6 protein-coding genes and 3 rRNA genes are annotated in these 12,557 nt (G+C 45.1%); 1 reads left to right on the plus strand and 8 read right to left on the minus strand.

The genetic code is table 11. From position 1 onward, the window contains the following. Positions 1–3: 3 nt before the first annotated feature. The 7 genes from WCW_RS08255 to WCW_RS08285 all read right to left on the minus strand — a co-directional run bounded on the left by WCW_RS08255 (position 4) and on the right by WCW_RS08285 (position 9,908). The gene (locus tag WCW_RS08255; RefSeq protein ID WP_013182764.1) at positions 4–1,113 is read right to left on the minus strand and encodes an ABC transporter permease; all 1,110 of its coding nucleotides are present in this window, start codon (positions 1,111–1,113) and stop codon (positions 4–6) included. 3 nt (positions 1,114–1,116) lie between these two features. Continuing rightward, complete coding sequence (locus WCW_RS08260) at positions 1,117–2,235, minus strand: ABC transporter permease (protein WP_013182765.1); 1,119 nt, start codon at positions 2,233–2,235, stop codon at positions 1,117–1,119. Next, positions 2,236–3,939, minus strand: a complete 1,704-nt coding sequence (locus tag WCW_RS08265) for an ATP-binding cassette domain-containing protein (protein ID WP_013182766.1) — start codon at positions 3,937–3,939, stop codon at positions 2,236–2,238. A 5-nt stretch (positions 3,940–3,944) separates the two neighbouring features. After that, positions 3,945–4,835, minus strand: a complete 891-nt coding sequence (locus tag WCW_RS08270) for an efflux RND transporter periplasmic adaptor subunit (protein ID WP_013182767.1) — start codon at positions 4,833–4,835, stop codon at positions 3,945–3,947. A 198-nt stretch (positions 4,836–5,033) separates the two neighbouring features. Next, positions 5,034–5,148, minus strand: a 5S ribosomal RNA gene (gene rrf / locus WCW_RS08275). 70 nt (positions 5,149–5,218) lie between these two features. Further along, a 23S ribosomal RNA gene (locus WCW_RS08280) occupies positions 5,219–8,160 on the minus strand. A gap of 195 nt (positions 8,161–8,355) precedes the next feature. Further along, positions 8,356–9,908 (minus strand): 16S ribosomal RNA (locus WCW_RS08285). The 16S, 23S and 5S rRNA genes sit together here, the layout of an rRNA operon. 272 nt (positions 9,909–10,180) lie before the next feature. Here WCW_RS08285 and WCW_RS08290 point away from each other — a divergent pair. After that, positions 10,181–11,008 (plus strand): hypothetical protein, encoded by an 828-nt coding sequence (locus WCW_RS08290; RefSeq protein WP_013182768.1) that lies wholly within the window; start codon positions 10,181–10,183, stop codon positions 11,006–11,008. 13 nt (positions 11,009–11,021) lie between these two features. Here WCW_RS08290 and WCW_RS08295 read toward each other — a convergent pair whose 3' ends face one another. Then, positions 11,022–12,539 (minus strand): putative Na+/H+ antiporter, encoded by a 1,518-nt coding sequence (locus tag WCW_RS08295; protein ID WP_013182769.1) that lies wholly within the window; start codon positions 12,537–12,539, stop codon positions 11,022–11,024. Between the last annotated feature and the right edge of the window lie 18 nt (positions 12,540–12,557).

Genomic DNA, 12,557 nt, shown 5'->3' on the forward strand with positions numbered 1-12,557 from the left:
TTTTTAACCAATTTTCCTTTTGAAAAACCATGAAGCTGTACCAAGGGTTCCAAGGGCAATTAACAGCATGGGCCAGGTATTATGAAAGACAGTTCCCGCCGAAATATCTTTCAGACAAATCCCTCTGACAATAATCAGAAAATACTTCAAAGGATTGAGCATCGCAAGGATTTGCAACCCTTGAGTCATATTTTCCACAGGTGTTGCAAATCCTGAGGTGATCACCAAAGGCGAAACGCAGAGGAAAACGCCCAAAGCGCTTTGTTGCTGTGTCTGTGACAGAGAAGAAATAAAAAGGCCGATTCCGACAATGGCAAATACAAAAATGGCCATGCTTGGATAGAACATCAGCAGACTTCCTCTAATAGGCAAATCTAGGAAAAGAAATCCCGCCAACAGCATAACACTTCCTTCAACCACTCCGATCATAAGAGCTGGTATCGCTTTTCCCAAAAGAATCATTCTATGATCCAGAGGAGAAACCAGCAGCTGTTCAAACGTTCCCATTTCCTTTTCTCGAGAAATGGAAAGAGCTGTCACGCTTAGACTTGTCAACATGGACAAAGTCCCTATCAACCCTGTGATCGTAAACCATGTGTAATTAAGATTCGCGTTATACCAATTTCGGGGCTTAAGTTCGCTCAAGGGTAAAGGCATCCCTTTTCTTTTAGCAAGAAAAGCATTATATGCTTGGGCAATATTGGAAATATAGCCCCCTGCGATCTGTGAAGCGTTCGATTTCCTGCCGTCAGCAATCAATAAAATTTCTCCCGTTTCATCCGATAAAATTTTCCGCGAAAAATTCGCATCGATTTGTATAGCTGCCAGTACCTTCTCTGCATCAACAGCCTCTTTCAATTCCTGATCGCTGTCAAAATAAATGATCTGCGTAAATTCCGGAGAACCTGACAGCCGATAGATAAACTCCCGGGAATACTGGCCTTCATCGCGATTCAAAATTCCCAATGAAATATTATGGACATCCAGTGTCGCAGCAAAAGTAAACACAAAAAACTGAATGATTGGCGGGGTAATTAAAGCCATGCGGCTTCTTTTATCCTGCCAGACCGCGATCAATTCCTTGATGATCAAAGCGTGTAATTTTCTCAACACAATCTAATCCAGCCTCTTGCGATTCTTTTTTCTCATGAGGAAGAAGATGAATAGAGTAAACACATTCATGATCAGAATATTCGGCAAAAGAATGCTCCAAATATCGCCGACAAGAAACTGTGTTTTCAAACTGTCCACAAAATATTTTGCAGGAACAAAATGAGTCAAAACTCTCAAATAGAGGGGCATGCTCGCAATATCAAAAATAAATCCTGATAAGATGAATGCGGGCAAGTAAGTGCTTACAATAGCGATTTGAGAAGCAGCGAATTGATCGCGCACAGAAATTGAGATAAAAAGCCCCATTCCAAGAGCGAAAAGAAGATAGCTGACAGAAGTTAAAACTAGACCGAAATAAGAGCCTCTAAATGGAATGCCGTATAGGTAATGAGCGACAAAAAAGCACAAGGCCATCGATGCAATGCCCAACATAAAGTAGGTCGCCAATTTGCTCAATACAATCTCTGACATGCTGACTGGCGTTGACATTAACGCTTCCATCGTTCCCCGCTCCCACTCTCTGGCAATCACTAGAGAGGTCAGAAAAGCTCCCGTCACTGTAATGATAATGACAATAGATCCCGGAATAAGAAAGTAATTACTTCGAAGTTCCTCGTTATACCATATTCTGGGAACAACGTTGATCAATGCTTTGCGTCCAATCCCATTTTCCAAAGCTTGGTTCTGCTGCCACGTGAGCCACACTCCCCTAACATAATTTTGTACAAACTGCGCTGTATTCGGCTCGCTTCCTTCGGCAATCACTTGGATAGGGGCAGTTTGATTTCGATTATTGATGTATTGGGAGAAATAAGAAGGGATCACGACAACACCATCGAATCTTCCAGAAGTTAGCAGTTTTTCTGCTTCTTTCCGATCTTTGACAACGTTTGTTTTTAAATACCGTGTAGTCATCAAGGAACGGACAAATCCTCTAGCCAATGGGCCCGAGTCTTCTGAAACAACGCCCAGTCTAATGTTGTCCATGTCCAAAGAAACTCCGAATCCGTATAAAAAAAGGAGAATAAGAGGAAAAACGACGGCAGTCATCAAGCTGCTTGGATCTTTATAGATCTGGGAAATTTCTTTTTTCACCAGCGCTTTAACTCTTCTCAAGTTCATTCAACGCTCCTCGCGTTCTGAGCAAAAATACAGAAAAGCATCAATTAAGCCAGGCTTTTCGGAGATCTCTTTGGGCACACGTTTTTTCAATCCTTCAGGAGTATCCACAATGCGAAGGGAACCTTTGTAGATCAAACCAATTCGGTCGCAAAACTCCGCCTCGTCCATCAAATGTGTAGAAACCAGAATAGAGACTCCTGCATCGGCAAGCAGATTGATTTGATGCCAAAACTCTCTTCGTGTTAGAGGATCGACACCAGAAGTTGGCTCATCAAGGAATAAGATTTGAGGCTTATGCATCAAAGCGCATGAAAAGGCCAACCTCTGTTTATAGCCAAGCGGCAAATCCACAGTTAAGACATCCAGGTATTCTTCCAGATTAAAAACAGCAATCATCTCTTCCCGCGTTTTTTTTCTGTTTTTAACAGGATAAATCCCTGAAAAGAAGCGTAAATTTTGAGCAACAGTCATGTTATTGTAGAGAGAGAATTTCTGCGCCATGTAGCCGATAAGCCCTCTAGCCTCATCAGGTGTTTGTCTTAGCGATTTACCTCCAACCAGAGCTTCTCCATCTGTCGCAGGAAGAATTCCGCACAACATTTTAAACGTCGTGGATTTTCCTGCTCCGTTGGGTCCTAAGAGGCCAAAAATCTCCCCTTTCTTTACAGAGAAAGAGATGCAATTCACTGCTTTAAAATCACCGAAGCTGCGAGACAGATCCACAGCCTGAATCATCAGGTCCGTTTCCATTTCAGCTTGAGGGCTTTTAGTCAACTTAAGTGCCGGTCTTTTAGGGATTCCTCCAAGGATGGAGATGAAAGCATCTTCATAATAAGGATCTCTTGGAAGAAGTTTCGCTTTTTCATTCAATCCATATCTTTCTGGATTTTGATCGGGATTTGCGGCATTGAACGTCACGCGAATTTTGCTTCCTTCGATAATTGTATCGACGATTCCGTTTTTACCAATCAAACTATCCAGAACAGTCCGTTTAACATCTCCAACACCTTCAAAATAAAACGTTTTTCCTTTCATTGTCTCTTTCAACGAACTGGGTGTTCCCCTATAAAGTACTTGGCCTTCATTAAGAAGAAAGGTGTAGTGGCATTTTTCCGCTTCTTCCAGATAGGAAGTGCTGGCAATAATCGTCATTCCCTGGTTATTGAGCTCAGCGATCATTTCCCATAAATCATTTTGAGATTTAGGGTCTACCCCTGTCGTTGGTTCGTCCAGAAGAAGCAGCGCCGGTTTTCTTAGAAGGATAGAGATCAGTCCAAGTTTTTGCTTCATTCCGCCGGAGAGATTGCCTGCAAGGCGCTCTGTAAAAGAAGCCAATCCGGAAAATTCCATCAACTTAGCGAAAACAGGATCATTTTCGTTGATCTCTTGCAGATCCTTATATAGGGATAGATTTTGCGAAACAGTAAGATCTTCGTATAGCCCGAACTTTTGAGGAAGGTAGCCCAAACTTTCCTGGATTTTTTCCGGTTCTTTTTCCGTATCGAAATCCCATACCAGGCACTGTCCGGAATCGATCTGCATCAATCCTGCAAGGATTCTTAGAAGCGTTGTTTTGCCGGCACCATCGGGGCCGACGATTCCGGAAATCTTTCCTTTAGGAAAGTCAGCGCAGAGGTTATTCAGAGCGATCCTTTTTCCCTTATCGAAAGTTTTGGTAAGGTTTTGAATCACGACAGCGGACATCGAACTTAGCTTTTTAATTTCACAGTCACTGGCATCCCTTGGCGCAATCCTTTGTCCGGATTCTTGATGATGACACGCAGTTGATAAACCAGATTTGTTCTAAGATCAGGCGTTTCGACATTTTTGGGAGTAAATTCCGCGATAGGAGAAATAAAGCCGATACGGCCTTCGTAAACAGGATTTTCTGGAGTATCGGTATAGACTTCAGCAGCCATACCCGGATAAATTCTTCCCAAATCCGGTTCTGAAATATAAGTTCTTGCCCAGATTGGAGTATTAACCGCAACAGAATAAACCGGCTCTCCTATGGACAAAACCGTTCCTGGCTCTCGGATACGCGTATAGACAACCCCGTCAGAAGGGCAGACAAGCCTTGTATCTTGCAAACGTATTCGGGAGTTTTCCATGGAAGCAGCAGCTTCTAAAAGATTTGCGGTCAGAATTTTTTGATTGTAATAGGCGTTTTGGTAATCTTCTTGTGAAACAGTTTTTTCTTGGACAAGAGGACTCCTACGTTTAAGCTGTGTTTCAGCATAAGCAAGGCTCTCTCTGATTGAAGTAAATTTCGCTTCGCTTTCCAGAAAACTTTGTTTGTAAGGGGCATCATCAAGTTCAGCTAAGAGATCGCCTTCATGGACCACGTCTCCTTCTTCGTAGAGCATTGTTTTCAGTTTTCCCGAGACGCGAAATCCCAGATCAACTTGCCTGATATCGATATTACCATAGAGCGTGAGGGAGTTTTCCTCGTGATTTTTTTCCCATAGTGCGTAACCGATTACAGCAGCCAGTGCCAAAATTGCGATGATGATCGTTAAAGGGAGCCATTGAGTCTTTTTCATAAGAGATGAGAAGGCAAATTCAATTTTCGTTCTTAAAAGCGTGCAGGCAATCTGCATCTTATTTAGCTCTAATCCTTATAAATCAAAAGGCATATTTAAAGAAAATCTAAATTCGATCAAGAATACGTCATCAATGAACTTTATCCGCCTATAGTCGTAGAACACAGAAAACTAAAACACGTGATAAACGAGATTAGGTCTCAATCATAAGCAAAAAAAAAGCCCCTCAGAATCTCTTCTGAAGGGCGAAAGAAAAATTGGCAGCGACCTACTCTCCCACACTCTTGTGTGCAGTACCATCGGCGATGAAGGGCTTAACTACTGAGTTCGGAATGGGTTCAGGTGTACCCCCTTCTCTATAACCACCAATAAATAATCCGTATCAAGTGCTTAATCACTAAAATAAATCGATGCTTGAGTCACTCTTCCAAAAAAAAACAAAAGTTAAGTCAATGGACTAATTAGTACTGGTTAGCTAAATACATTACTGCACTTACACACCCAGCCTATCAACCACGTCGTCTACATGGCGTCTCATTGGGATACCTTATCTTGAGGGAGGCTTGGCGTTTAGATGCTTTCAACGCTTATCCTTTCCGAACTTAGCTACCCTGCTATGCCCTTGGCAGAACAACAGGAACACCATCGGTTCGTCCATTCCGGTCCTCTCGTACTAGGAACAGCTCCTCTCAAGTATCCTACGCCCACAACAGATAGGGACCAAACTGTCTCACGACGTTTTGAACCCAGCTCGCGTACCGCTTTAATTGGCGAACAGCCAAACCCTTGGGACCTTCTCCAGCCCCAGGATGCGATGAGCCGACATCGAGGTGCCAAACCGCCACGTCGATATGAACTCTTGGTGGCGATAAGCCTGTTATCCCCGGAGTACCTTTTATCCGTTGAGCGACGGCGATTCCACTTTCCACCGCCGGATCACTAAGCCCAACTTTCGTTTCTGTTCGACTTGTAGGTCTCACAGTTAACCAACCTTATACCTTTACGCTCCACTCGCGATTGCCAACCGCGATGAGGTTAGCTTTGGACTCCTCCGTTACCTTTTAGGAGGATACCGCCCCAGTAAAACTGCCCGTCTGACAATGTCCGTCTCCCAGATTCATGGGATCACGTTAGACTCCCGGCCTAACGAGACCGGTATTTCAAGGACGACTCCAGCTGCCCTGACGAGCAACTTTCAAAGTCTCCCGGCTATCCTACACACGTTAAGTCAGAAGCCAATATCAGAGTACAGTAAAGGTTCACGGGGTCTTTCCGTCTTGTTGCGGGTAAACAGCATCTTCACTGCTACTACAATTTCACCGAGTCCCTCGTTGAGACAGCGCCCAGATCGTTACACCATTCGTGCAGGTCGGAACTTACCCGACAAGGAATTTCGCTACCTTAGGACCGTTATAGTTACGGCCGCCATTCACCAGGGCTTAACTTCAATGCTTCGCAAAAGCTAACATCTCCGTTTGACCTTTTGGCATTGGGCAGGCGTCACACCATATACTTCCCCTTAACGGGTTTGCATAGTGCTGTGTTTTTGCTAAACAGTCGCCTGGGCCTCTTCTCTGCGACCGGGTCATGCTCTAAAAGCTAGTTTCGTCACATCCCCCGGCTCCTCTTCTCCCGAAGTTACAAGGATAATTTGCCGAGTTCCTTAACGAGGGTTATCTCGCGCGCCTTAGAATACTCATCCCATCCACCTGTGTCGGTTTTGGTACGGTCACCATCAACAGTTAGAGCTTATTTCTTGGAAGCTTTATCCACATCTTCGGTTCCTCCTAAGATTCCCCTTGGTCACCGCCTGAAATTACGCTGGTGGATTTGCCTGCCAGCCTCTCTCACAGTGCCACGGACTTTTCCAATTGTCCGCATGCTTCTATCACTTCGTCAGCCCATTACTATAGTCTTAGGTGGTGCAGGAATATTTAACCTGCTTGCCATCGCCTACGCCTCTCAGCCTCAGCTTAGGGACCGACTAACCCAGGGAAGACGAGCTTTACCCTGGAAACCTTGGATTTTCGGCGAGGGGGATTTTCACCCCCTTTATCGTTACTCATGCCATGCATTCTCACTAGTTAGCGCTCCAGCGCTCCTTACGGTACACCTTCGGCGCACTAACTACGCTCTCCTACCACTCATACTTCTCAGTATGAATCCGTACCTTCGGCTCTGTGTTTTAGTCCCGTCTATTATCGGCGCAAAGCCTCTCGATTGGTGAGCTGTTACGCACTCTTTAAATGGTGGCTGCCTCTAAGCCAACATACCAACTGTCTAAGAAACTTCACTTCCTTACTCACTTAACACAGAATTTGGGGCCTTAGATGACGGTCTGGGCTGTTCCCCTCTCGACTACGAAGCTTATCCCCCGCAGTCTATCTCCCGAGACAATATGCGGTATTCGGAGTTTGGTTCCCGTCGGTAGGCCGGTAGGCCCCCTATTGGATCCAGTGCTCTACCCCCGCACATCTTAAGTCTCAAGGCTAACCCTAAAGTTATTTCGGAGAGAACAAGATATCTCCAAGTTTGATTGGCCTTTCACCCCTATCCACAGTTCATCCAAACACTTTGCAACGTATACTGGTTCGGTCCTCCACAAGGTGTTACCCTTGCTTCAACCTGACCATGGATAGATCACTTGGTTTCGTGTCTAATTCATGTGACTAAAACTCGCGCTATTCACACTCGCTTTCGCTTCGGCTTCAGAACGTTCGTCCCTTAACCTCGCCACATAAATTAACTCGCTGGCTCATCATGCAAAAGGCACGCCGTCAGCCATTAGCACTTAGTGCTCATAGGCCTCCGACCGCTTGTAAGCTGCTGGTTTCAGGTTCTATTTCACTCCCCTCACAGGGGTTCTTTTCGCCTTTCCCTCACGGTACTGGTTCACTATCGGTCATCAACGAGTATTTAGCCTTGGAGAGTGGTCTCCCCAGATTCAGACCGGGTTTCACGTGTCCGGCCCTACTCAGGTGCCAATCCTGTCGGATCTTGCTTTCGTCTACGGGACTATCACCCTGTGTCATCCAACTTTCCAGATGTGTTCGACTAACAATCTCCAATCCTTTGACTGGTCCTACAACCCCAAAAACTACGTCTTTGGTTTGGGCTCTTCCCATTTCGCTCGCCGCTACTCAGGGAATCTCTTTGATTTCTTTTCCTCTACCTACTTAGATGTCTCAGTTCGGCAGGTCTCGCCTCTATACCCTATTTATTCAGGTAAAGATAATGGGGTGTTAATCCCATTGGGTTGCCCCATTCGGAATCCCCCGGGTCTTCGCTTCTTTCCAGCTCACCGAGGATTATCGCAGGTACGCGCGTCCTTCATCGCCTGTTGATGCCAAGGCATCCACCAGCAGCTCTTAGTAACTTAACATAAAATTTAACCGTTTTTCTTAAGGATTTGTTTCCTCAAGCGTCGATTTAGTTCAGTGATTACTGATTACTACTTTACTTGATACTTATCATTCAAACTTTCAAGATAACAAAACACTGCCTTGACAGTGTAAAGGAAGCAATATAGACCGCTTGTCTCAACCTCTTGCGAAGATCTCTCTTCGCGAATGTCTTTAAAGGAGGTGATCCAGCCGCACCTTCCGGTACGGCTACCTTGTTACGACTTCATCCCAGTCATCAGCCTCACCTTCGGCACCTCTTCCCTTGCGGTTAAGTCAGCGACTTCGGGTGAAACCAACTCCCATGATGTGACGGGCGGTGTGTACAAGACCCGGGAACGTATTCACGGCGTTATTGCTGACACGCCATTACTAGCAATTCCAACTTCATGGAGCCGAGTTGCAGACTCCAATCCGAACTGGGACAGGCTTTGTAGGATTTGCTTGACCTCGCGGTTTCGCTGCCTTCTGTACCTGCCATTGTAGCACGTGTGTAGCCCTGGACATAAGGGCCATGCGGACTTGACGTCATCCTCACCTTCCTCCTGGTTAACCCAGGCAGTCTCGTTAGAGTTCCCATCCTAAATGCTGGCAACTAACGATAAGGGTTGCGCTCGTTGCGGGACTTAACCCAACACCTCACGGCACGAGCTGACGACAGCCATGCAGCACCTGTATATATGTCCCGAAGGAATACTCTATCTCTAGAGCCGTCATATATATGTCAAGCCCAGGTAAGGTTCTTCGCGTTGCATCGAATTAAACCACATGCTCCACTGCTTGTGCGGGTCCCCGTCAATTCTTTTGAGTTTTACCCTTGCGGGCGTACTCCCCAGGCGGCATACTTAACGCGTTAGCTACGGCACAGCCAGGGTTGAGTCCGGCTACACCAAGTATGCATCGTTTACGGCTAGGACTACCAGGGTATCTAATCCTGTTCGCTCCCCTAGCTTTCGGGCATCAGCGTCAGGTCAAAGCTAGAAAACCGCCTTCGCCACTGGTGTTCTTCCACATATCTACGCATTTCACCGCTACATGTGGAATTCCGTTTTCTCCGCCTTGCCTCTAGAAATATAGTTTCAAACGCAGTTCCGGGGTTGAGCCCCGGGATTTCACGGCTGACTTATATTCCAGCCTACGCCCCCTTTACGCCCAATAAATCCGATTAATGCTCGCACCCTCCGTATTACCGCAGCTGCTGGCACGGAGTTAGCCGGTGCTTCTTTACAAGGTACGCTCAAATCCAGATGATATTAGCATCCTTCTCTTGTTCCCATGCGAAAGAACTTTACGACCCAAGGGCCTTCTTCATTCACACGGCGTCGCTTCGTCAGGCTTTCGCCCATTGCGAAAGATTCTCGACTGCAGCCTCCCGTAGGAGTCTGGGCAGTGTCTCAGTCCCAGTGTTGGCGGTCAATCTCTCAACTCGCCTAGACGTCTTAGCCTTGGTGAGCCTTTACCTCACCAACTAGCTGATATCCCATGGGCCCCTCTTTAACCGTAAGGTCGGTCGCCCAATCCCCCACTTTAATGCTAAAAAGATCCTCTCTAGCACCATATCCGGTATTAGCGGTCGTTTCCAACCGTTATCCCAGAGTTAAAGGTAGATTACCCATGTATTACTAACCCTTCCGCCACTAAGTGCACTCAAGAGCACACTTCGTTCGACTTGCATGCCTCATCCACGCCGTCAGCATTCAATCTGAACCAGGATCAAATTCTCAAAGAAAAAATAACTCTTCGAAAACTCGATAATTAAATTTGATAAAAGGACGAAACTTAAAACGTTAAACGCTTCAAGCTTCACAAGCTTTTTTTTGGCCTATATTACTTCATCTACTCTGTCAAAACAACTATCGAAGGTCTCTGCCTTCGTCATCTTCAACTTTTAACTCTTTCGCTCTGTTGAAGATGGCACCATTATGTGAAATCCTCATATATTTTCACAACCCTTTTTTTCTCCCTTTTGAAAAAAAATCAATTTCGCTAGGGTTTATACCTATGTTTAAACCTAAAGCGCGTCCATTTCCTCCAGGGACCTTTGTCCCAACCCCTCTAAGAGTTGTCTCGATTATTCACCTCTGTATTGCCTTCTCGGCTTTACTTTTCGATTTGGGATATCCATTCATGGGAAAACTGTTTGAAGATAAACGACTCAACAGCATTTACGAATCAGTGATCGCAGAATCCGCCCTATACCAACAACTTTCTTTTGAAAAACAAACTGAAATCCAGGCAGCGCATCAAGCGTTATTGAATCGTATGCATCAGCCGTTTTCCACGAAATTCGATCACGCAATGCGCATTCTTTTGATTGAGCTGCCTCCGTTCCAAAAGGCATGGATTTTTTTCTCGATCATCATACCGATCTTAATCCTCATGAAGATTGACGGGGCTCATCGAGCTGCCTGGATCCTCCCGATTATTACGCTTGTTTTCATCGCCAATCAATTTACCTTTCCAACTGTTCCTGAAAAATGGAAAGAAAATGCTTTATTTCCAACTGAGCAAATGCTTTTGGATCAATATTTAGGCGAACCACTAGCTAACAGTATTTCCGATCAAAGAGAGCAGCTTCTTAAGGGGTGGCACCTCTACCTAATCAAAGAATGGAGCAAAGAGGAGCCTTCGCAAACGGAAAGCGATTTCAAACGGCAGCTTTCCAAAGGTCTTTTTGCATTTAATCTTGCCCGCATCGATGCGATTCAGCAGGATTCTCTCTTCCCCTCCTATTTAAGGAATAAAGAACCTTTTCTTTTGGTGATGTTTCTTCTTTGGAATCTCTTTTTCGCCTGGTTTGCCAATCGAAGGAAGTGGTTTATCCTCTAATTGGTGATACGCTCTAGATCCCTCTAAATAAATAGAAGCAAACTCCCATAATGACTGCGGGATAGATCGCTGCACTGAAAAGAGAAACAGCTGAAATACCGTTATCAAAATATTTTCCTAAAATTGCCTGTCCAGAAGGGTTCGGGGCATTAGCGATCACAGTCAATCCCCCGCCAGTTACCGCTCCGGCAACAACAGCATACTTCATTCCATCGGTAAATGATGGAATCAACGTAGCGAGAAACGTGATTTCTGCATTATCGTTAAATGACGTGAGAAATGCGGAGACCAACAGCAACATGCCTTCCGAAGCATTGCTCAAAACCGGAGCGATCCACCACCCCTGAAGGTTCCCATGCACAACAAGCCCTGCCAGGAAAAAACCCACCAATATGGCCGGTTTAAGATCAAGCCGCCGTTGATAAGAAGATGTAGCTTGAGAAAAGCCTAAAAACAGCAAAAAAGTACCGATGAAAATGGAAGGATAATGATTATGGACCACTGTCCACGCCAAGAAAAATAAATGCACAAGGCTGATCCAAAAAGGGATTTTCATCTCGTCTTTTTTCTCTTTCTCTTCCCAAACGTGGCGGAGTTTGCTATTTTCCTCCAGTCTCTTGAACTCATGCCTGAACACTAAATAGTAAGTTAAATTACAAATCAAAATTCCCATAATCGCTTTCCAACCGAAATGAAAAGCCATATAAGGAGTATCCCAATGCCAGCTTTTCGTGACCATCAACACTGGAGGCGCTGCAAAATGAGTAAACACTCCTCCAACAGAAATATTTGTGAATAGAAGACCTAAAGTGGCATAGGCAAATTTCGGGCTAGGCTTCAAATCATAAAATTGCTTGGAAAGTAAAAGCGCTGAAATCGTCATTGCACCCGGCTCAGTGATCAAAGAACCTGAAATTGGTCCGATTGTCAAGATTGCCCACCACCAAGACTTCACAGAGTCCCCTCCACAGGCCGCAAACAAACGCAGACAGTCTTCTGCGAGTTTCACGATTGGCGATGAAGAAGCCAATACCATAATGACAACAACGAACATCGGCTCTAAATAATCAATGTTCTCCACATAGCGGACAGCTGTATCCCAACTATAAGAAAAAGCGATGGCAAGAAACAGAGGGATGACCCATAAGCCGAACACCACTTCCACCTCTCCCATAAATCGGAGAGCTTCAACGCCGAATGAATCAACGGGATCTTTACCTAAACGGATATTTCTCGCTCTCCATTTCTTAGAAAGTGTGGTGAAGTAGTGAGCGAAAAACGTATGGATAATTGCAAGAGAAAAGATAATCAGCGAAATCAGATTGAAAGGCTGTACATGAAGACGATGAAGCAACCGCTCCTTAGTACTCTGAAATTCTCCATCGTTATAGGCATCCAAAGATAGGATCAGTTCCTGTCCAGGAGGAGTTTTGCACCCCTCCTCGCAAACGAAAAAAATAAATCGAGCAATACAAGTGACTAAGATAATGTAGAAAGATAAGAGAAATAAAGCTTTCAAACGTTTATTCATTACAGTCAGAACCAAATT

Source organism: Waddlia chondrophila WSU 86-1044 (assembly GCF_000092785.1).
Taxonomy (GTDB): domain Bacteria; phylum Chlamydiota; class Chlamydiia; order Chlamydiales; family Waddliaceae; genus Waddlia; species Waddlia chondrophila.